Source organism: Lentzea sp. NBRC 102530, from assembly GCF_030269365.1.
GTDB lineage: Bacteria > Actinomycetota > Actinomycetes > Mycobacteriales > Pseudonocardiaceae > Lentzea.
In genome coordinates, this window is record NZ_BSTF01000008.1 from 70,305 (window position 1) to 92,379 (window position 22,075).

The 22,075-nt window shown below is 71.7% G+C and carries 14 protein-coding genes; 12 read left to right on the top strand and 2 right to left on the bottom strand.

Translation table 11 applies throughout. The annotated features are described in order from the left end of the window. Positions 1-7 precede the first annotated feature (7 nt). Positions 8-766, bottom strand: a complete 759-nt coding sequence (locus QSK25_RS22205) for a metallophosphoesterase (protein ID WP_285640878.1) — start codon at positions 764-766, stop codon at positions 8-10. A gap of 47 nt (positions 767-813) precedes the next feature. Between QSK25_RS22205 and QSK25_RS22210 the strand changes: the two genes are divergently transcribed. The 10 genes from QSK25_RS22210 (at position 814) to QSK25_RS22255 (ending at position 15,501) form a co-directional block, all read left to right on the top strand. After that, a complete protein-coding gene (locus QSK25_RS22210) occupies positions 814-1,452 on the top strand; it encodes a 4Fe-4S single cluster domain-containing protein (protein ID WP_285640879.1) in 639 nt (212 codons plus the stop codon). Positions 1,453-1,626: 174 nt separating this feature from the next. Next, positions 1,627-2,601, top strand: coding sequence for an effector-associated domain EAD1-containing protein (locus QSK25_RS22215; protein WP_285640880.1), 975 nt, complete (start codon positions 1,627-1,629; stop codon positions 2,599-2,601). A gap of 66 nt (positions 2,602-2,667) precedes the next feature. Then, on the top strand, positions 2,668-4,074 hold the full coding sequence (locus QSK25_RS22220; RefSeq protein ID WP_285640881.1) for a coiled-coil domain-containing protein: 1,407 nt from the start codon (positions 2,668-2,670) through the stop codon (positions 4,072-4,074). Positions 4,075-4,087: 13 nt separating this feature from the next. Further along, positions 4,088-6,640: an AAA family ATPase gene (locus QSK25_RS22225; RefSeq protein ID WP_285640882.1), complete on the top strand. Its 2,553-nt coding sequence runs from the start codon at positions 4,088-4,090 to the stop codon at positions 6,638-6,640. Then, on the top strand, positions 6,637-8,391 hold the full coding sequence (locus tag QSK25_RS22230; protein ID WP_285640883.1) for a hypothetical protein: 1,755 nt from the start codon (positions 6,637-6,639) through the stop codon (positions 8,389-8,391). Before QSK25_RS22225 ends, QSK25_RS22230 begins: the two co-directional genes overlap by 4 nt. Before the next feature lie 8 nt (positions 8,392-8,399). Further along, positions 8,400-9,458, top strand: a complete 1,059-nt coding sequence (locus tag QSK25_RS22235; protein WP_285640885.1) for an ATP-binding protein — start codon at positions 8,400-8,402, stop codon at positions 9,456-9,458. Further along, complete coding sequence (locus QSK25_RS22240) at positions 9,422-11,941, top strand: hypothetical protein (RefSeq protein WP_285640886.1); 2,520 nt, start codon at positions 9,422-9,424, stop codon at positions 11,939-11,941. The genes QSK25_RS22235 and QSK25_RS22240 overlap by 37 nt, the downstream gene beginning before the upstream one ends. Then, positions 11,928-13,115 carry a hypothetical protein gene (locus QSK25_RS22245; RefSeq protein ID WP_285640888.1) on the top strand — a complete coding sequence of 396 codons (1,188 nt, stop codon included), beginning with the start codon at positions 11,928-11,930 and terminating at the stop codon, positions 13,113-13,115. The genes QSK25_RS22240 and QSK25_RS22245 overlap by 14 nt, the downstream gene beginning before the upstream one ends. Before the next feature lie 14 nt (positions 13,116-13,129). Continuing rightward, complete coding sequence (locus tag QSK25_RS22250; protein WP_285640889.1) at positions 13,130-14,059, top strand: coiled-coil domain-containing protein; 930 nt, start codon at positions 13,130-13,132, stop codon at positions 14,057-14,059. Then, positions 14,053-15,501 (top strand): vWA domain-containing protein, encoded by a 1,449-nt coding sequence (locus QSK25_RS22255; protein ID WP_285640890.1) that lies wholly within the window; start codon positions 14,053-14,055, stop codon positions 15,499-15,501. The genes QSK25_RS22250 and QSK25_RS22255 overlap by 7 nt, the downstream gene beginning before the upstream one ends. A 5-nt stretch (positions 15,502-15,506) precedes the next feature. Here QSK25_RS22255 and QSK25_RS22260 read toward each other — a convergent pair whose 3' ends face one another. Then, positions 15,507-19,916 (bottom strand): tetratricopeptide repeat protein, encoded by a 4,410-nt coding sequence (locus QSK25_RS22260; protein ID WP_285640891.1) that lies wholly within the window; start codon positions 19,914-19,916, stop codon positions 15,507-15,509. 167 nt (positions 19,917-20,083) lie between these two features. Between QSK25_RS22260 and QSK25_RS22265 the strand changes: the two genes are divergently transcribed. After that, positions 20,084-20,656 carry a hypothetical protein gene (locus tag QSK25_RS22265; RefSeq protein ID WP_285640892.1) on the top strand — a complete coding sequence of 191 codons (573 nt, stop codon included), beginning with the start codon at positions 20,084-20,086 and terminating at the stop codon, positions 20,654-20,656. Continuing rightward, positions 20,653-22,044, top strand: coding sequence for a DUF4407 domain-containing protein (locus QSK25_RS22270; protein ID WP_285640893.1), 1,392 nt, complete (start codon positions 20,653-20,655; stop codon positions 22,042-22,044). Before QSK25_RS22265 ends, QSK25_RS22270 begins: the two co-directional genes overlap by 4 nt. Positions 22,045-22,075: the final 31 nt, after the last annotated feature.

Consider the following 22,075-nt stretch of genomic DNA (forward strand, 5'->3'; position numbering starts at 1 on the left):
CGACAGCTCAGTGCACCTCGGCGTCGCCGAGCCTGAGCGGTTCCCACGACTGCGCGCCGTGCCGCCCGTGCCCGGGATCCACCCCGATGAACACCCGGCCGTTCACCCGCACCCGGACGTGCCGTGCCTGCCAGTCGACCGTCGAGCGCTGCCGCGTCCGCCCGTCACACGTCCACCTCCGGTCCCCGAAGTGCACGACCGTCGAATGCCCGTGGATCTGCCCGAACGGCACGATTCCCCCGTACCGCATCCACGGCTCGTGCAACGCCGCCCCGGACTCGGCCCACAACGGCCCGGTCTCCGGATCGCGCCCGTGCACCCCCATCCGCCAGATGACCTCAGGCCGTTCGTTGAGCAGCTCCGCCGCCTTGACCGCCGACTCCGGCTCGCCCAGCTCCTGCCACACGGCCAGCGTCATCCCGGCGTGCGTGACCAGGAACTCCTCGCCACCGCTCGTGACCGCCGCCGCCACCCGCATCCGCCCGTCCGCCCACCACTCGCGCAACCGGGCAACGCCCTCGCGCGGCAACGGATCCGGCCAGAACACCTCCTGGCCCTGCAGGTACTGGGCCTCGTGGTTGCCGATCAGCTGCACCCAGTCCCGGCCGAGGCGCGGCGCGACGACCTCCAGCACCTCCGTGCTGGCGGGCCCGCGGTCCACCAGGTCGCCGACCTGGACCACCACCACCCCGTCCAGGTCCCGCAACGCCCGCCGCAACTGGTCGGCGTGCCCGCCGACGTCCCCGATGACAGCCACCTCGGCCATGTCCACCCCGAGAACCACGTTACCCCGCGTGTAACGATCGTTTGGGGGTGCGGCGACAACAGGGCATGGTGGTCAGGCTCAACGTCGCCTCCACGTGTGTCGGCACCTCGGCGCTCGGCCCGGGGTTCCGGTCCGTCGTGTGGGTCCAGGGATGTCCGTTCCGGTGCAGGGGATGTGTCGCGCCCGAGTGGATTCCCGACGTGCCCGCGCGGCTCGTCGGCGTCGAGGAGCTGGCCGCCGAGCTGCTGGCGGACGAGCGGGTGGACGGTCTCACGTTCAGCGGCGGCGAGCCGATGGCCCAGGCCGCCGGACTCGCCGAGCTGGCCAGGGTCGCCCGGCAGGTCCGTGACCTGTCGATCGTCTGCTTCACCGGCTTCACGCTGGCGCAGCTGGAAGAGCGGCCGGACGCGCCCCAGCTCTTGTCCGAAGTGGACGTTCTGATCGACGGGCAGTACGTGCGCGAACGCGACGACGGACTCGGGTTGCGCGGCAGTGCGAACCAGGTCGTGCACCACCTCACCGGACGGCTCGCGGACGTCGGCTACGACTTCGAGCACCGGGAGCGGACCACCGAGGTGCGGGTGGGGGAGCGGGAGGTCGCGCTGGTCGGCGTGCCCACCGCCGATCTGCTGGTGCGATTGGCTCCCGTGATCGGCGGGCCTGGCAGATCGCGCCGGACGAGGTAATCTTCGCCGTCCCGAATACCGCACTTCGTCCCCGCCGAACACGAAGGTCAGCGCCATGGATGATTCGGAACGTCCTCCGCGAACCCAGGCGGCTGGTGCGGTTTTTTCCGTGCGCGAACCGCGCGCGTTCCCCGTTGTCGCGGAAACCGAGACCGGAAAGTGATCTGAGGTCGTATGAGCGAGGGGCTCTCGGCCGCCGAGATCGGTCAACTCGCGCACCTGTACCGGTCGGTGCAATCGGCGCGCGAGGTTCTCGTGGAATGCGGTATGCCACGCGAGATGGTATTCGAGATCGCGCACGCCGGTGATGTCCGTACGTTCTGGGAAGGCGCGTCGCGTCTGCTGGAGAACGGCGTGCTGGTCGCCGGGCGGGCACGCCTGCTGGAGACCGTGCGCCGCAGTTACCCCGCCCATGCGCTCTTCGCCGGGCAGCGGGAGGCGCCGGCCGAGCGGCGGCCGGAGGTGACGAGGAGCTACCACTCCGACGGCCCCATGTACGTCGTCGAGCGGGCGGAAGGGCCGGTCTACTTCGGCGCGCCCCCTGCGGGTGAGCCGCCGGCCAAGCCTGAGAAGAGTGTTCCCACCAGCGTCTTCTTCGTCGGCACGAGCCCGTTCGACATCGACCTCGGCCGGTTGCGGGCCGACCGCGAGTTCCAGGCGGCCCACGCCGGGGAACGGCGTGGCGTGCTGCGCGTGGTCAGCCGGACCGCCAGGACCGTCGCCGAGGTGGCCGGCCTGCTGGCGGAACGCCCGGACGTCCTGCACCTCGTCGGCCGGGCTTCCGGCGGCGCGCTCCGGTTCGGGGACCCGTACGGCGACACGCACCAGGTTTCGGTCGAAGCGCTGGCCAGTCGATTGCGCGCCTATCGTGACCACACCGATTTCGTGCTGTCCGGGCTGGTCCTTTCCGCAGGTCGCAGCGCGGAGTTCGCGGAACTGTTCGAAGGACTCGCGAAAACCGTGGTCGCGTGGAATAACGACCTGGGCGACGACTGCGCGATCGCGTTCTCCGCGGCGATGTACCGGCACCTGGCACAAAGCTCGGTGCGATCACTCGGCGCGGCCGCGAGAGTGGCCGCGGAAGAGGTCGGCGGCGCCGCCGCGGAATGCCGGAACCTCCCCGAACAGCTGCACCTGCGATCGGTGTAACGAATCCCCGCTCTTCGCTGACAAGACGGGTGCTTGTTCCCGTGGAGTTCGTCTAGGGGTGGCTCGGTGAGCGGAAGAAAGCGCATTTACGTCGATGAAGGCGAATGGAATCGTCTTCGGCAGGAAGCCGGCAAGCTCGCGGAGCTCAAGCGCGACGTGCCGAGGATGGTGGAGCGGATCCGCGCGCAGACCCAGGCCGACATCGAGTCGTCGATGCGCGAGGTCGACCAGCGGCACGCCCGGTTCGAACAGGCGATGACGCAGCTGAGCGAGCACACCCGCGAGGTCGAGCGCGAGACCGCCCGGCGCATGCGGGAGAACAACGACCGGCTGCACCGCGAGATCACCGCGCAGGGCGAGCAGTTGCGGGCCGAGACGTCGGAGGCGTTGCGGCAGCAGCAGGAGACGCTGACGCGGGCGGTCGACCGCGAACGCCAGGAACGCGAGCGCAAGCAGTCCGAGATCAACGCGAGGATCGACGCGTTGCGCGCCGACCAGGACCGAGCCGAACGCATCGCCCGCGAGTACGTCGCGGACGCGCAGCTGCTCCGCGACCAGGTGGCGCAGTACCCGCACGACCGCTACCTGCCGGGCAGGGTCGCGCCGCTGGAAGCCAGGCTGTCCACTTTGGTGTCCAACGTGAACAGCGGCCTCGGCGCGCAGAGCCTCACCGCGGCGCAGGAGCTCGTCCAGTCGCTCAGCGAGCTGCGGCTCGACCTCGAACGGCTCGACCAGGAGTGGCGGGCGTGCCGGATGGCCGCCGAACGCGACCTCGTGCGGATGCGCGAACTGATGGCGCAGAACGAGAAGATCGACCTCAGGGGCCGGGTACCGGCGGGTGCGCCGGCCGAGCTGCCCGACGTCGACCACTGGTCGCGCGGCGCGCTGACCCGCCTGGCCACCGAGGTCGACTCGCTGCTCGCCCAGGTCCGCGACGACGCGCAGCCGATGACCACGGAGGCGTTGCTCGCGGTCGTCGACACCGTGCCGGAGTACGAGCAGCGGCTGGAAACCGTGGTGACGCAGGCGGTCACGGCGATGCAGGCCGCCCAGCTGCGCACCAACCTGGCCGAGCTGATCGCCGACGCGCTCGATCACCACCACCACTACCAGGTCACCACCGCCGGGTTCGCGAGCGAGGACCAGCGCGAGGCGTTCCTCGCGAAGTCCGTGCACCACGTGAGCGGCAGCGAGATCGTGATCGAGGTGGAGCCCGGCGAGCGCGTCGACGGTCCGCCCCTGGTGCGGCTGCACAACTTCGACGCCGACGGCGCCTCCGAGGCCGAACGGTCCGCGCGCACGAAGTCGATCCACCGCAACGTGCTCGAGCACAGCGGCATCGACCTGCGCTCCACCGAGGAGTACGCGGAGCCCGACGACCGCAAGCGCGACATCGAACCGCTCATCGCCCGCGGTGCCCCGGTGAGCACCACGCCGCGCACGGACGAGCCCCGGGCTCGCAGGCGCGCCTGACCGGAGAACCTCCATGACGACCGATCTCTCCGACGCCACGCCGGCGCGGCTCACCGGCGGGCGCGGCCCGCGTCCCGGTGAGCCGCTGTGGATCCTGCACGGCCCCGGCGTCGACGACCGGTTCGTCGGTGCGGACCTGCACGTCCGCACGGCGGAGGAGATGCTGTGGGAGGTGCTGCACGCGGCCGGGTACCAGCGGATCGTGTTCAGCGGCTACCGGGACGCCGTCTACTTCCGCGACGACACCTCGCGGAACCTGACCCGCGGACCGGGTGCCGAGCCGCAACCGAGGCGCCGCAACGCGATGCGGCGCTTCAGCGGGCCGTTCGGCGACGCGATGCTGCTGTCCGAACCCCCGCCGCAGCCGCGCCGCCCGTCCGCCGCGACCGACACCGAACGGCTGCGGATGCTCGACGGGATCATGGTCGACCCCGCGATCTCCAGCGCCGTGGTGGTGCCGAACGCCGACACGTGGTTCGAGAACATCCAGCCGGACATGCGCCGCCCGCTCGCCGAGATGCTCGGCCGCTGGAGCGCGGGCGGCACCGGCGGCGACAACGTGTGCGTGCTGCTGTTCAGCAAACCCGACCTGACCTCGATCGTGAACTTCCTGCACGACCAGCGTTACCTGCCCCAGTTCACCGACAAGCTCGCCGCGCTCGCGACCCGGCGGTCCGGCCGGGCGGTGGGCCACCTCGGGTTCCCCGACGAGACCGAGCTCGGCGCGCTCGTGCACGGCACCCGGTTGCGGCACGGCCTGCGCATCGAGGACTGGACCGCGCTGCCCCACGTGCTGCGCGTGATGGTCGCGCAGGAGGTGCCGGTCAAGACCTGGGAACCCGTGCTGCGCCGGATGGCCGGCCGCGCCGCGTTGTCCGTGGAAGTCCTGCGGGAGCGGGGAATGGCGGAGGTCGCGGTCGCGGACGCCAGGGACGTCTGGCGCAAGCTCGACGAGATGGTCGGCATGACCGCGGTGAAGACGTTCCTGACGCGGCACCGGTACGTGCTGGAGGCCGGGATGGCGTTGCGGGCGCGGGGTCTCGACGCCGACGCCGAACCCGCCGCGCTGCACCTCACGTTCACCGGCAACCCCGGCACCGGCAAGACCGTGGTGGCGCGCATGGTCGGTGAGCTGTACCGCGACCTGGGGTTGTTGCGGCGCGGGCACGTGATCGAGGCGAAGGTCGAGGACCTGGTGTCCCCCACCGGGGACACCGCGCGGCTGACGTCCGCACGGGTGCGCGACGCGCTGGACGGCGTGCTGTTCATCGACGAGGCGTACCGGCTGAGCGAGGATCCGCTCGGGCTCGGCACGCAGGCGATCGACGTGCTGCTGACCGAGATGGAGAACAACCGCGAACGGCTCGTCGTGATCATCGCGGGGTACGCGGACCGCATCGACGACTTCCTCGCCACGAACCAGGGCCTGTCGGGCCGGTTCCCGCGCGGCAACCGCCTGGTGTTCCCCGACTACACGCCCGCCGAGCTGCACGAGATCCTGCTCGGCCAGCTCCGGCGGCGGGGCCTGACGTGCGCCGACGACCTCGTCACGGCGTTGCGCACCATCACGGAGGCCTTGTACCGCACCAGGGCGGCCGACTTCGCGAACGCGCGGACCATGCGCGAGCTGGCGGCGGAGATCAGCACCGAGTGGGCCGGCCGCACCCGGCTGACCCGCGACGGCGAGATCAGCCCGGCGACCGCGGCGGACGTGCCCGAGCACTACCGGCCCTACCTCGCCGAACAGCAGCCGCTCGACCAGGTGCTGGCCGAGCTGGACCAGCTCACCGGCCTGCAGGCGGTCAAGGACACCATGCGCGAACTGGCCGCCGTGCTGGAACTGCGCAAGCTGCAGGAGGAGGACCCCGGCCGCGTCGCAGCGCCGCACATGCTGTTCCTCGGCTCGCCCGGCACCGGCAAGACGACGGTGGCGGAGCTGATGGGCAAGGCCTTCGCCGCGCTCGGCCTGCTCTACCGCGGCCACGTCGTCGTGACGACCCGCGCCGACCTGGTGGGCGAGTACGTCGGCCAGACCGCGCCGAAGACCCGCGCGAAGGTGCTGGAGGCGCTCGACGGCGTGCTGCTGATCGACGAGGCGTACGAACTCGCGGGCGAGGGCAACGACTTCGGCTCCGAGGCGGTGGCCGAGCTGATCACGTTGATGGAGCAGCACCGCGGCCGGCTCGTGGTGATCGCCGCTGGCTACCCGGACCGGATGGACGAGTTCGTCCGCAGCAACAGCGGCGTGCTCTCGCGCGCGGAACGGCTGCACTTCGCCGACTACACGCTCAAGGAGCTGCGGTCGATCTTCGTCGGCATGGTCGAGGCGATGGGCTACACCTACGAGCCGACCGTGCCCGCGCGGGCCGTGCGCTGGCTAGAGCACAACCGCGACCAGATGGCGCGCCAGGGCAGGGAGTTCGCGAACGCCCGCACCGTCCGCAACCTCGTCGCCGCGGTCGAACGCCGCCTCGCCGTGCGGGTGCTGAAGCTGCCCGCCGAGCAACGCCGCGCGCAGGCACGCCACGTCCTCGCCGTCGACGTTCCCGACCCGGAGGCGTCATGACCACGGCCCTCACCTGCCCGGTGTGCGCGTACGTCGTGCCGGCCACCCCGTCGTGCACCCGGTGCGACTGGGTGCTGTCGGCCGGGCCGTGGCTCGACGTCGACCCGTTGCGGCGCCGCAACGACTTCCACGCCGAACTGACCGCGGCCCGTCAGGAGTTCGACGTCGCCGCGGCCCTGCTCGCCTCCGGGGACGACGCGGACCTGCTGGGACGCCTGCTGGCGCACGTGCGGGGCGGCGCACCGGAGCAGCCCGTCCGCGTGCGCCCCGCCGCGCACCGGACCGAGCCGCTGGCCGCGGTGGGTGCCACGGCGATGGAACTGGTGGCACGTCGCGGTGAGCTGGCGGTCGTGGACGTCCGGCTGGACGGCGTCGCGGTGGCCAGGATCGATGTGACCGACCGCCACGTGCCCGCCCTGACCGGCACCGTGCGACTGCACGCGTGGCGCGACCTGATGCCGTCGCTGCCCCACGACCCCGACGAACTCGCCCTGGTGCTGGCCGGAGGCGTCGGCCGCGACCAGCGCCGCGCACCGGTGGAACTGGCGGACCTGGACCTGGGCGACCACGTCCTCGTCCTGCACCGCCTGGCAGGCCTGACGATCCCGGACATCTTCGTCTCCCGCTTCGCCGACGTGCGGCTGGTCTCCCGCGGCGAGCCCCTGGACGACGCCGCGGTGGCCTCCTGGATCGCCAGGGCCCCGTTGCGGCACGACATCAGCCTCGTCCTGGTCGACGTGGACGACGCCGGGGTCACCCGCCCGGTCACCAGAACCCTGTTCAGCGCGGGCACTTCGGCCCGTGACCTCCCGCTCGCGCGCGTGAACGTGCAGGCACCCGCCGGCGGCCGCGACGCCCTCGCGCTGGCGGTCGTGAGCGGCCCGCCCGGCACCCCGCCCCGCCAGTGCGCGCCGATCTCCGTGCTGCGCTGCGACCTCACCCCGTCCCAGCCGCACGAACTGGAGTTCCGCCTCGACGGCCCCGGTGAAGTCGCCCTGGTGCGCCCCGGCGGCACCACCGACGCGACCACGGCGGCGGGCTGGCCGGATCTGCTGGACGAGATGCCCATGCGCTACCAGCCCGACGCCAACGCGCTCGACCTCGCGATCGCGCTGGAGCTCGGCGGGGACCCGGACACCGTCAACCCGAGACGCGACCTGGCCGTGGGCGTGCTGGCCCACCTGGCCGCTCACCACCCCGACCCGTCCGCGGTGCGGGTCTGCGTCATCGGCTACGACGACCACCTCCGCGGCCGCGGCGTCCTCAAGAAGACGCGCGGTTTCGTCGGCCTGCAGGACGCCGAGGACTTCGCGGCCACGCTGCCGTGCAGCACCCCGGTCGAACCGAAGGGCGCCCCGGTGGAGGACGCGCTCGCCACCGCCCGCGCGCTGACCTGGCGACCGCTGCCGTCCGCCCGCCGGCTGCTGGTCATCGGCGGCAGGCCACCGCACCCGGCCGTGGACGCCGGGATCAGCCGCTGCCCGCACCAGTACGACTGGCGGGTCCTGTTGCGGCAGCTGGAGAACGACCACGTGGTGCACGCCGCCGTGTGGGACCGCCCCGCCTGGACCGAACGCTCCAACAACGAGGCCAAGCTCGCCACCCAGACGTGGCACGCGCTGGCCAGCCCCAGACCACCGATGTTGCTGCACGGCGGCGTGACCGCGGCGTACGTCGTCAAGGAGGCCAAGGCCGTCCGGGACGCCACGCCTCAGCCGCCCCTGCTCTTCCCTCTCGTGATCAAGAACTGAGGAGACCCATGACCACGCCGCAGAACAACCGACCCGCGCCGCCGACGCAGCTGCGGCTCGGCCTGTGGGGGCCGCCGGGCAGCGGCAAGACCACCTACCTGGCCGCGCTGAAGCTCGCGACGATGCGCCGCGCCGAGGGCGTCGGCAACTGGATCATGAGCGGCCTGGACGACGAGTCGACCCGCTTCCTGCAGGAGTCGACCGACCAGCTGACCCACCAGCGCACGTTCCCCAGGGCGACGTCCACCGACAAGAGCATGCTGTTCCGGTTCACCGGCGAACGGGAGGTGACGCGCCGCAACAGGTTCGGCCGCAAGGTCGTCGAGATGGAGCCCATCTCCTTCGAACTCGACGTGCTCGACGTCCCCGGCGGCCGGTACGACAGCGACCGCCTGTCGCAGGGCGGCGAGCAGCAGAAGCAGGACCTCGGGTTCGGCGACGACGAGGTCGTGGAGACCGAGCGCCTGCACGCGCCCGCGATGTCGCCGGTGGAGCAGGAGAACCAGCTGCTCGACCACCTGCAGATGTGCCACGGCATCGTCTACCTCTTCGACCCCGAGCGCGACTCCGTGGAGCACGACGCGTTCCGCTACTTCCACCCCGTGCTCGACAAGCTGACCGAGCGGGTGATGAGCCAGGTCCACTTCAACCGCGCGCGGCTGCCGCACCACGTGGCCGTCTGCGTGACGAAGTTCGACCAGCCGAACATCTACCGGCAGGCCCAGCTCAAGGGGTACACGCTGATGGACGGCGAACCGCCGTACCTGCCCCGCGTCCCCAACGAGAGCGCGGGCGAGTTCTTCGCGATGCTGTGCGCCGACCCGCAGAGCAACACCGACCTCGTGGAGAAGGGCCTGCGGCAGTACTTCAGCACCCTCAACTACTTCATCACCTCGTCCATCGGGTTCTACGTGGCGGGCAACAGGTTCCGGGCACAGGACTCGCTGAACGTCGAGCGCGTCAACGCGGGCCCCGACGGGTTCCGGATCAAGGGCCGGGTCTACCCGATCAACGTGCTGGAGCCGTTGCTGTGGCTCTACCAGAGCATCCTCCCGGCACGGCCATGACCGGCGTCGACGCGTACTGGGCGCTGCTCGGGAAACGGCCGGGCAGCTACGAGGAGTACGGGGTGCTCGCCGCGAGCCGCGAGCCGTTCACGCACAGCAGCCTCCGGCAGATCGTGATCGACAGGGCACCGGCCGACCAGTCGGTGGTGCAGGAGTCCGGTCCCGGCGCGATGCCGTGGGCCTGGTTCTCCACCATCAACGTCGAGAGCACGAGGTACGTCTGCCTGACGATCAGCACGTGGTCGGACGCGCTGGACGCGATCAACCGGCCGATCGTGGTGTCGCGGTTCTACTGCGTGCGCACGGACGACCTGATCGCGGCTCGTCTGTCCTATGCGGACTTCTACCGCGCGGCGGAGAACACGCCGCTGTCCGAGCAGCTGCCGAGCGGCCCGGTCCCGCTGAACCCGGTGCCGGCGCGGCAGCGGGAACCGTTGCCCGACGGTCACGCCATGGCCGCGGCCGCCGGCTTGCTGGAACGCCAGCGGGTGGGGTTGCTGAGCGGTCCGGTCTCGCTCGACGAGCGGATCGCGGTGCTGGACGACGTGCTGGCGTTCCTGCCGGCGGGGGCGAGGGCGTGGGTGTCGGCGGGCGGGTGGACGGACACCTCCACGCGCTACCCGTTGCGGCTCGCGTTCGCGCCGCAGGTGCCGGACACCGCGCTGGGGATCAACGTCCAGGGTGCCGCTCCCCGGGCGAGCGGTGCGTACGGCCACCAGCTCACCGAACTGGTCGGGCAGTACGGGGCGGCCAAGGTCCGCGCGCACCTCGCGACCATGACGACCGTCCGCACGCGCGACCTGGACGACGTGCTCGCCGCGCTGCAGGACATGGACCAGGAGAACCTGCTGTTCAAGGCCGCCACCACCGGCAGGCTGACGGTCGGCATGCTGCGCAGGCTCGGGGCCGCCAGGTTTCGCGGGATGGCCGACGACCAGCGGGAGACGATTCTGGCGAGCTACCTGGAACTGGCTTCGGCGGAGGACCTGAGGCGGGACCGCGCGCTCCTGGTCGAGACCTGGCGGTATTCGCTCGACCGGAACCTGGAAGACCTGGTGCGGCAACGGGTGTCGCAGCGCGCCTGGACGATCGCGGACCTGCTCGTCGTCGCCGACATCTGCGCCGCGGTCGGGGCGCGGCAGGCCTTCGCGGGCGCGTTGCGGTCGTGCGCGAGTGAGCGCAACTCGTCGTCGTTGCGGGAAGTCGTGATGAGACTCGCGTCGGACGACGGCTGGAGCGAGGCGCTGGTACCGGTCATCACGCAGTCCGACCAGCTCTCGGTCGCGGTCCTGCGGGCGGCGCTGCCCGACGGCTCCGGGGTGAACCCCCGGTTGCTGGCAGGCCTGGAGGACCACCCGAACAGCAGCTGGTCGCGGTACGGCAGGCCGTACCTGCGCCCGGAGAACCTGAGCGAGCAGAACCTGAGCGAGCTGCACTCGATCGACCCCGAGGCCGTCACCGACGTGATGCGCCACGCGCGCAAGACCGCGGAGCCGGGGTGGTGGCCGCGGGTGCTCGGGTGGTTCCTCGACCTGGTCCGCCGGTGTAACGAGCTGGTGCGGTCGTGGGTCGACCTGCTGCGGCACGGCCTCGAGCCGATGGAACCGGCCGAGCGGGCGAGGGCGGACTTCGAGCTGTGCCGCCGGGGCGAGGCGCCGGGCCAGAACCTCGGCCTGGCCGGGGTGGCGTACTGGGACGGGCTGGTCGAGGCCGCCCGTGCCGCCCACGTCGACGGACGGCAGCGGCAGGTGCTCGGAGACACGCTCGCGAGCGCGCTCGGTCGTGACTGGGGTGCGGAGTCCGGCCGCTTCTTCGCCGTCATGGACGGGTTGTGGCGGCTTTCCGCCGCGACCGGTGGCGGCGAGGTGCTGACGGTGACCCTGCTGAGGTCGATCGCCGGGCAGATCCGCGGGGCGCCGGAGCGGCTCGACGACGGTCGCCTGGCCGAGTGGCTGCCGTTCTTCGCGCTCGACCCCGAGTTGCACAGCCAGGTTCTCATGGCACAGCTGCGCGGCGTGAAGGAGAACGCCGCACCCGCGAACGTGGCGGTGCTCGTCGCGACGATCCTGCACCGGAAGGTGGTGGGGGAGAACGACGTGCTGGAGGTGCTCCGCCGCATCTGGTGCCCGCCGCCGTACGGCTGGGTCGAGTTCCTCGCCGTGCTGAACGCACGTCTCGCCGGGATGGGCGATTTCAAGGGACCCCAGATCTGCGCGAAGTTCGTGCACGCGTTGATGCGCGGCGACTTCGGTGAGGACGCTCAACAGGCGGCGATCCGGCAACTCCCGGCGTACATGATGCAGCAGGGGTATCTCACCGTGGAGGTGTTCCGCGAGGCCTTCCGGGCGACGCAGGCCTCCGGCCGCGGCGAGGACCTGGCCCTCTTCCTGGAGGACCTGGTGAAGCGCGTCAAGGACGTGATGCCCAAGGGCATGATCGGCAGGATCTTCGGCCGAGGTGAGGGGTCTCGTGACCACCACTGAGATCGGGATCGACGTCGGGTCGGCGCGCACCAAGGTGGCGTGTGGCGACCGGGTGTGGCACGGGCCGTCCAGCACGGACGTCGCCGGACTGCTGCGTGAGGTCGTGCGGCGCGACTGCGGCGTGGAGCCGGACGGCGCCGCGGCGGTGGTCGCGGTACCGGACGGCTGGGCCGCCGAAGGCGCGGACGGAACGTGGACCGAGGCGGTCGAGCACACCTCGCAGGGTGCCGAGCTGGCACGGGTTCTCACCGAACGAGCCGGGTTCGGGTCGGTGCGGCTCGTGCCGGTGTCGCAGTGCGTGGCGGCGGCGCACGGCGAGACCACGGGGTGCGTGCTGGTGTGCGACGTCGGGGCCAGCGCTGTCACCGCGGCCGTTTACGCCTGTGAGGCAACGACTTCGCGGCTGCTCGACAGCGAGACCGCCCGGTCGGAGGTGCGCGAGTCGTTGCGGGAGAAGGCCGGCGTCGAACCGGCGGGTCTCGTGGCGTTCGACGAACACCGCTGCCAGGCGGCCGAGCGCGCGGTCATCGTGCTGGAAAGGGCGCGGACGCACCAGCGTTATCTCGGCACGCCGGTGTACCTGCCCGGCGTGACGGCGGAGATGGTGCTCGAAGCTCTCCGTCCACTCGCGACACTCGCGGCCGCGCTCGTGACCCGTGTGCTGGAACGGGTCGGCGAGCCGGTCGGGCACGTGCTGCTCACCGGCGGCAACGTGCTCGGCCCGGTCGAGGCCGCGGTCCGTGCGGCGGCCGGCGCACCCGTCCACGTCCTCACGCCCGACCAGGCGGCACGAGGGGCGTGGCGCATCGCCGCCGGCCGGGCCACCGCGCTCGACGGCTACCCGCACGAGCTCGGCATCGGCGTGCGCCGGATCGCCGGCGGGCTGCTGGAGTCCACGACGATCCCGGTCGGCGGCCGCACCCCCGTCACCGTGGAGGTCGAGACCGACCACAGTGGACAGGTGCCGGTGCGGGTGCGGATCGACCGGCAGGGGCCGTGGCGCGAGGCCGGGCAACAGCACCGGGTCCACGTGCCGCGCGGGACCTACCACGTCACGGCGCTCGGCCGCAGGGGCGGTCTGGGCGCTGTGCTCTTGCGTCCTGCGGGGGCGGGCGCCGACATCGTGTTGCCGTTGGGTGCCGAGGCGGGGCCCGTGCTCGACGGCACGACCTGAAGAGGGGCTTGCCAGTGAACGACGACCCACGCGCCGCGCTGCTCGCGGCGGCCGAAGGTGACGACGGGCCGCATACGGCGTTGCTCGTGCTGCGCCACGCACTCGCGTGGTCGGCGCGGGCGGTGGCGAACGCGCAACCGCGCGAGCACACCGATCCCGCCGCGATCGAGTTGGTGATCGTGCTCGACGACGCCCTGTCCCAGGTCGACGCGCTGGTGGAGAACGTGGTGGCGGTCGCGGACGCCGGGGTCGCCGGCGCACCCGTCACCGAGTACCTGGCGCGGCAGGCGTCCGCGCTGACCGAGCTCGCGCACCGGGTCGCGTCGGTGCGGCGCGAGCACGAGGCGTTGTTCGCCGTCGAGGAGGAGCTGCGGGCGTGCGGTGAGGAGCACGAGCGGATCGGTGCGCAGGTCGAGGAGCTGAACCGGTTGCAGCGCCTGTCCGAGGCGTTGCCGGAGATGCGCGAGCAGCACGAGGTGCTGCGGCGGCGGTTGCAGGCGATGACGTCGGAGTCGGCGGAGGCGGAGCAGGCGCTGGTCGCGACCGCCGGACAGGTCGTGGTGCTGCGCGACGAGCTGATCGCCGACCTCGACCGCCGCACCAGGGAGCAGCTCGACGAGCTGCGCGGCGTCGAGAAGAAGTGGGCGGACCTGCACGGCGACTACGCGAAGCGGGCGACCGCGCTGGCCGAGAAGCACAAGGAGTTCGAGAAGCTGCGTGAGCAACGGGACACCCAGCTGCGCGCGTTCGAGGAACAGCGCAAGTGCGACGAGGACCTGCGCGCCAGGCTCAGCACCGTGAGCGAGGGCGGCGCGCTCGACCGGGTGCGGGCATTGCTGGCGGACGTGCAGACCAATCTCGACCAGGTCGAGACCGCGCTCGGTGACGCGCTCGTGCGCTACGACCAGTTCGTCGAGAAGAACCGCGAGGTGTTGCGGTGGTGAGACTGCTGGCCGTCCTCGCACTTCTGCTGACAACGGCGGAACCGACCGCGGAGGACGTCTACAAGGCGTTGGGCGTGCACGACACCCCGACGGACTACGTGCTGCTCGTCGACACGTCCGGTTCGATGGCGCAGAACCAGCGCTACGACAACGTTCGCGCGAACCTGCGCACGTTCGTCGGCGAGCTGGAGGACCGCGACCAGGTCACGCTGGTCACGTTCGACGTCGTGCCCAGCGTGCTGCACACCGGGTCGCCGGACAGCGCCGTCGCCGCGATCGACGCGATGCCCGCCGTGCCGGACGGCGCCGCCACGGACATCGGTGCGGCACTGGAGGTCGCGATGACCGTGCTGGAGGGCGGGAAAACCGGCCAGTCCGGCGCGATCGTGCTGATCACGGACGGCATCTCGGCACCGCCGGGCGCCAGCCGCTACCACGACGAGCAGGGGCCGGCGTGGGCGGCGCTCGGTGCGCGCGGGCGTGACCTCGCGGCGCGCACCAGCGGGTACGTCGTGCCGGTGGTGTCCGGCGAGTCGGGCACCGGCCAGATGATGACGGTGGTGCCGAACACCGTCGTGCTGCCCTACACCGAGGGCGTCGGAGACTTCCTCGGCCGGTTGCAGGAGCAGGTCAAGCGCGGCAACGCCAAGCGCGCGCTGGGTGACGACGCGCAGGCCGCGGTGAAGGCCGGCTGGTCGCTGCCCGCCGACGAGAACCTCGCGGACACCGTCGAGATCGGGCTCGTCCTGGAGTCGACGGCCAGGAAGATGCCGCTCGAACTGCGCAACCTGCGGGTGGAACTCGGTGGCGTGTCAGGGGAACTGCGCGGTCTGCCCGACCGCGTCGAGCTGGCTCCCGGGGAACGGCGTGAGCTGCCGCTGAGGTTGAGCTCCACCGAGGCGACCTGGAAACGGCTCGGTCAGGCCACCTCACCGGCGCGGGCGGGGTTGAAGTTCGCCGCCGACGCCGACACGCCGTGGCGGACGGTCCTCGAACGCGAACTCGCCGTGCGGCCCGCGATCCCGGTGGTGACCGCCGAGGGCACGTGGAACGGCGTGTTGACCACCGGCGTGCGCTGGGGCTACATCGCGTTCGCGTTCATCGTGCTGATCGCGGCGCTGGTGCTGGGGATCGTCCTGTGGCTGCGGCGGCACCCGCCGATGCGGGGTGTGCTGGTCGCGATCGGCGGTGACACCACGACCCACCGCATCCCGGTGCACGGCCACCGCCGCGGGTTCACGTTCCCGCGGCCGGAACGCGACGGTGGGCTCGGCGGCGAGTTCCACGTGCGTGGCGCCACCAAGCCCGTGCGCGGTGTTCCCGTGCTCACCTTCCTCAAGCCCAACGGCAAGAAGGGCGAGTCGCGGCAGTGCCCGCCCGACGGTGACGACCTCGACCTGTACGGCGTGGTGTTCCGGCACCACCCGGACGAGCGGATCTGAGCCGGTCAGAGGCGAGCCAGTGCCTGCCGGCTCGCCTCTGTCGCCGGATGGCCGGCGCCGAGGCCGCGGACCCTGATCCGCACGGCCAGCGCCAGTTCGGTCCGCGCCGTCTCGCGATCGCCCCGCGCCGCCGCGCGCACGCCGAGGTGGTGCCGGGTCTCGGCGACGTCGGGGTGCCACTCGCCGCGCCTGCGGAGTTGCGCGGCGAGCACGGGACGGAGCTCGTCGTTCGTGAGCGCGGCCAGTGCCGCCTGGCAGCGCAGGACTTCCGGGTGCTCGCGGCCGAGCGCGGGGCCCAGTTCGCCGATCGCCTGGCTCAGCAGCTGGCGGGCGGCGCCGTGGTCACCGGTGCGCCACAACGCCGTCGCGAGCACGCGCCGCAACACCGCTTTGGCGCGGTCCGGTGAGGGGGACAGGCGCATCCTGACGCGCAGCACCGAGTTCAGCTCGCCGACGGCCCTGGCCGGGTCGCCCCGGTCCGACCACAGCGCGGCGCGGTCCTGGGCGACGCGCAGCGCCAGCGCGTGGTTGTCGCCGACCTGCTCCACGACCGTGCGGTGGGTGCGGTCCAGGTGCGCGGCCGTGTCCTCGTCGTGCGGACGGGTCAGGGCGAGGTCGACCAGGCACGGCAACGTGGGCAGCCCGAGCCGGTGCGCGGCGGACACCACACCCGCGAGGTGGCCGTGCGCCGCGGCGAGGAAACCCTGGTCCGCGAGCACCAGCGCGTACCGCCGGCGCACCTCCGCCCGCACCGGCGCGGACAGGTCGGTCCGCCGCAGCACCGCCGCCATGGCGTTCGCCAGCCGCAGGTCCTCGGCGTGCGTGATGCGGTGGTCCCTGGCCGTTTCCGCGCGTTCGCCCGCGATCTCGGCGTGGTCGGGAGCGGCGGACAGGAGCCGCTCTGCCTCGGCGATCCGGCCGGTGGAGCGGCAGATGCGGGCCAGGGTCAGCGGAATCCGGTAGTCCTCTGCAGACAGTCGGCGCAACGCCCGTTCGGACTGGTCGGTGAGACCCTGGTCGAGCATCGCGATCGCGGCGTGGAACGGGTCCACCACCACGGTCCTGGGTTCGGGGCGCGGCGGTGGTGGCGGGGCGGGCGCGACCGGCCGATCCGGCTCGGGCACCGGCACCGGCACGACCTGTTCCGGAGCCTCCCCGGCGCCGCCGAGGAACGCCCGCCAGCGCGCCGCCCCGTCGTTCTCCGGCTGTGCCGCGGGTTCCGGCGCCGGTTCCGGCGTGGGTGCCGGTGGTGGTTCCGGTGCGGCCTCGACGGCCACGGGGTTGTTGAGCTGCTCGACGACGGTGTCGAGCAGCACGCGCGCCCGGTCCGCCTCCTCGGCGTGGTCCTGCCGGTCGACGTTCCTCAGCAGCAGCTGCAGGTGGTGTTCGGCCGGGCCGAGCTTGCCGAGGTCGTGCAGCACCTCGCTCAGCGCGAGCCGCACGTACACGATGTCGTCGTCCGGGTCGCCGAGCTCCTCCAGCGCGGTGATCACGCCCAGCAGCAGCACTTCCGACTCGCCGAGCCGGTTCAGCTCGCGCACGATGCCCGCGAGGACGGTGTTGACCATCGCGATGTCGTAGCGGTGGTCCTCGTCCAGCCGTTCCAGCACCGCGAGCAGGTCGCGCGTCTCGGCTTCCGCCACCGTGCGCTGTTCGTCGGCCCAGTGCACGAGCGCCAGCAGCAGCCGCGCGCCGAGCGTGTCGTTCGACTCCGGGTCGTCCTTGCGCAACGACTCGATGAGCAGCAGCAGTTGTTCCTCGGACTCGCCGAACCGCCGTGCGTCGGCGAGCAGCCGGGCCAGCGCCGCGCGGGTCTCCCTGGTCTCGTCGTGGTCGGGGCCGTGGATGCGTTGCCGCGACTCGAGGGTCTGGCGCAGCAGGTCCTCCGCGCCCTCCTGGTCTCCGTTGACCAGCGCGATGTTCGCGAGCGCCGACCGCACCAGCGACGTGTGCGGGTTGTCCGGCCCGAACGCCTGCATCTGCGCGTCCAGCAGGTCGCGCAGTTCCGCCTCGGCCTCGGCGTTGTCGTCCTCCGACGCGACCAGCATCTGCGTGTAGACGAGCCGGGTCGTGAGCGTCGCGATGTGCAACGGGCCGTGCGTGTCCATCTGCCGGTCGAGGACGGATTCGACTTCTTCCCGCGCGACGGTGGGGTCGAAGTGGCTGCGCTGCACCGCCGCGCCGAGCCGCGTCGACAGCACGTACGGGTGGTCGTCGCCGAGCGTGCCCGCCATCGTGACGGCGACGTGGATCAGCCGGTCGGCGTCGCGGCGCGGGTCGGCGTCCGCGGTCTGGCTGTGCGCCCGCATGTTGATGAGCGTGGCGATGCCGAGCAGGGCGAGCGGGTCCTCGGGGTTGAGCGCGTTGTGGTGGATCTTCAGCATCTGGTTGAGCTGGGCCTCGGCGTTGCCCTGCTCGTTGAGCATGGAGTGGACGCCCATCAGCGTGACGCGGGCGGACAACGTGAGCGGGTTGTCCGGTCCGTGCACGCGTTCCTGGGCCTCCAGCACGGACTGCAGCTCGTCGCGCGCCTTGACGAGGTCGCCCTTGCCGGCCCACGCGTCCGCGAGCATCGCCCTGGTGACGAGGATGTCCGGGTGGTCGGGGTCGTCCGGCCACATCGCGCGTTCCTCCTCCAGGACGGCGAGGAACTCCTGCTCCGCCAGGTCGAACACGCCGCGCCGCGTCATCATCTGCGCGAACCCGAACCGCGTGGTGCGGCTCAGGTGGGGGCAGATGCCGCGTTCGTGCGCCTCCAGGAGGTCTTCGTAGAGGTCGTCGGCTATGTCGTACTCGTTGCTGTTCCACGCGGCGTGCGCGAGCTGCTGCCGCAACGTCACCATGAACGGCTCGTCCATGTCGAACACCTGCCGCGCGTCGCCGTACAGCGACATGAGTTCCTCGGTGGCGGTGGCGTGGCCTTCGGTGCGGCCGATCATGCCCACGGCGAGCCTCGCCTGCAGCCGCACGGGATGCAGTGAGTCGAGCACACCGGCCCGGTCGAGCGCGAGCCTGCTCATGTCGTGCGACGCCCTGATCGCGCCGGAGGTGAGCAGGTACGAGGCGCACTCGTCGGTGGCGTCGACGGCGCCGGCCAGCACGTCCAGGTCGGAGTCCGGGACGTGGGTGACGAGCGAGGTGCAGATCGCGGGAATCCTGGCCGACCGCAGGTCCGCCCCTGCCAGCAGCCGCACGGCCGCGGGCCAGATCTCGGCGCCCGTCGTGGCGTCGAGGGAGGCCGAGATCACCTCCCACAGCAACGGGTGCAGGCGCAGGCAGACCGCGTCGTCGTCGGGCTCGACGGTCTGGTCGAGCAACGCCGAGGAGGTGAGGCCGCGGACGACCTGGTCGAGCTGCGTCGCGGTCAGGCCGGGCAACGGCGGTTCCTCGGCGGCCAGCATGCCGACCGGGATCGGGTGCGGTGCCCCGAAGCAGGACAGGAGCTGCAGCACCGGGCGCGCGGCGTGCAGGCCGCGTTGTTCCAGCAGCGCCAGGGAGAGCTCCCACGTCAGCTTGATCGACCTGCGCGCGGACTCCTCGTCGAACGGCGCGGGCGCGGTGGGATCGGCGGTGTCGAGCAGGTCCAGGTCGCGTTCCAAAGCCTGTTGATAGGTCACGAAAGTGCGGTTGAACGGCGGGTCGTCGGCGAGGTAGCGGCCTGCCAGCCTCAACGCGAGCGGAAGGCCGCCGAGGCGCCGGGCCAGCGCCTGGGCCTCCTCCTCGGTGCCGGCGCCCGGAGCGAGCCCGGACAGCACCAGGCCTCCGTCGGCGTTGCTGAGGCATTCGACGCGGCGCATCTCGGCGTTCTCGCCCCAGGGGCCGCGGTCGCTGCGGCGGCTGGTCACGACGACCATGCCCCTGCGGCTCGTGCGGATCCAGCCGGTGCCGTCGAGCCGAGGCCCCGACGACCCGAAGAGGTCCTCGCGGTGCACGTCGTCGACGTTGTCGAAGACCAGCAACCAGGGCTCGTCCTGGGCGTCCAACGCCTGCCACACCACGGTTCGCGCGTTCGCGTCACCCAGCCGTCCCTGGTCGACGCCGAGGTCCCTGGCGACCGCGTGCATGGACCGCTCGACGTCGCTGTGCCCGATCCAGTAGACCCGGCGCCCCTGGTCGGCGGCCTGCCGCGCGAGCCACAGCGCGAGCGTGCTCTTGCCGCCCCCGGGAATGCCGTGCAGCACCCAGATCCGGCCGTCCGGCCGCTGCAGGGCGTCGGTGAGCTCCGGCTTCACCGAGTCCCGCCCGTACAGCCGGCCCGGCAGGAGGCTGAGCCGGGGCGCGATGGTGATGGGCCGCAGTTCCTCCGCTGCCTCACCTTTGCGCGGAGAACCGCCGACAGCGGTGAAAGTGCTCTGGAAACGGGGCAGCGCCACCGGCTCTTCCTGGTCGCGATCCCCATTTTCGGTGCTGCTCATCGGCCCTCCGCACAATTCGCCGCCACCGCTTTCGATCGCGCCCGAGAACGAGTTCGTTAGCGGCGTAACGATCGGCCCTGCCGGATCGACAAGGTGGATGCGCCGACAGAACCCTCGGCGCACCAAGGATTTCCCGCGTTCCCGCGCCCGGAGTGACGATGTCTGCCGTGTTCACCGAATTCCACCTCGACCGGGTGGCGTTGCTGGCCGGTGAATCCGTGACGGCCAGGTGGAACACCATCGACACGACCCACGTCGTGCTTTCTCTGCCGGATGGAATGATTTACGAGTTCGACGGTGCGGGCGAGTTCCGTTTCGTCGTCACCACTTCCGGCGTCGTGACCGCGACCGCCCACGGCCGGGGCCTGCCTGCGTCGGTGTACCGCGAGGTCGCGGTGTTCGAACCGGCCGAGGTCGTCCCGGTGCCGATGCCCGACCTCATCGGCGCACCGATGCCGTCGTTCGGGCGCACCGGCATCCGGTTCGTGCAGCCGACGGGCCTGACACCCGCTCTGGTCGCAAGAGGACGGTCCGTCCTCGACCTCGCACCCCTGGCGCCCGCCGCCGTTCCGCCGCGCCCGGCCTGGGCGACCCCGCCGACGGGCCTGACCTCGGTCGTGCCCGCCCGCGCGCCAGGACGTCCGAGGTGGTCGAGCCACACCAGGTGGCTGGGCCGCGTGCCGTGGTGGACCTCGTTGCGACGCTGGGGAACCAGGCTATTCCGAGGAGCTCCTCAGTGATCTTGCGCAAGTGGCTCGCGACCCTCGCGGGCGGCAGGTACGACGTTCTCGAACAAACCCCGACCGACCGCCTGAAGTACACCGCAACGGGCGGCGTGCTCCTCACCACCGCGGCGGTGGCCACGGTCTCCGCCGCCTTCGCCCTCCAGATGGCCGTCCGCCTCCCGTGGTGGGCGTCCCTGATCGCCGGCGTCCTGTGGGGCGTGGTGATCCTGAACCTGGACCGCCTCCTGATCATCGGCATGACCCGCCGGGCGGGCTGGCTGCGCAACATCGTCGGCGCCCTCCCGCGAGTGGCACTCGCCGTGCTGCTGGGCACCGTCATCTCCACCCCGCTGGTGCTGCGCATCTTCCAGCCGGAGATCGACACCGAGCTGAAGGCCCTCCAGAACGAACGCAACTCCAAGTACGCCACCGAACTGGAAGCCAATCCCCGCTACCAGGTCATCCCCGACCTGGAGAAGAAGCTGGCCGAAACGCAGTCCGTGGCCGACCGCAGCACCGACGCGGCAGTGGCCGCGGACGAAGGCGTGAAGGCCGCGGAAACCGAGGTGACACGCGCGCGTGGGGTTTACGAGAAGGCGCAGAGCGAGGCCACCTGCGAAATCGACGGCACCTGTGGCACCGGCGTTCCGGGCGTGGCTCAGGCGGCGGAGGAAAAGCGCCGAACACGTGACATCGCCCTGGACGACTACGAAAAGGCCAAGACCAGGCTCGACGTGGCCCAGTCCAAAGCACGCGACGGGGCAGCGGCCGCCTCCCTCTCGGCACGCGGCGAAGCCGAACGCCTCCGCACCGACGTGGAGCGGCGCCGAGCCGACCGCGAAGCCGACCGGGCGCTCTTCAACGAACGCCTGGCCAAGGACGAGGGCCTCCTGTCCCGGATCGAGGCCCTGAACTCGCTGGCGGACAAGCGCCCCCGCCTGGGCCTGGCCCAGTTCGTGCTCTTCCTGCTGTTCCTGTCACTGGAAGTGCTGCCGGTCCTGGCCAAGCTGCTGCAGCTGGGCGGTCCACCCACCACCTACGACCAGCTGATCGACCGCATGGAGGCCGACGCCAAACGCACGGCGGCCCGCAACGCGGCCCGCGAGCAGAACGTCGCCGACAACTACGCCGAACTCCAGGCCGAAGTCGAACACGACCAGGCCCAACGCCAGTACGAGGCGGGCCTGGAAGCCAATCGGTTGCTGGTCGACCAACAGTCGTTGATCGCCCAGCAGGCGATCCGGCGGTGGGCGGAGGAGGCGCGGCGCCAGAGCGACCACGAGCTGACCGAGTGGTTCCGCTCTTCGGGCAGACCCGCGCCGAACCCGCCACCGCCGGCGCAGGCGGACCGCACGATGCCGTTCGACCCGATCACCCGGCCGTTCCGGCCGCAGGAGGGCTGAACAGAGCCGCATGACGGAGAACCGATCTGGG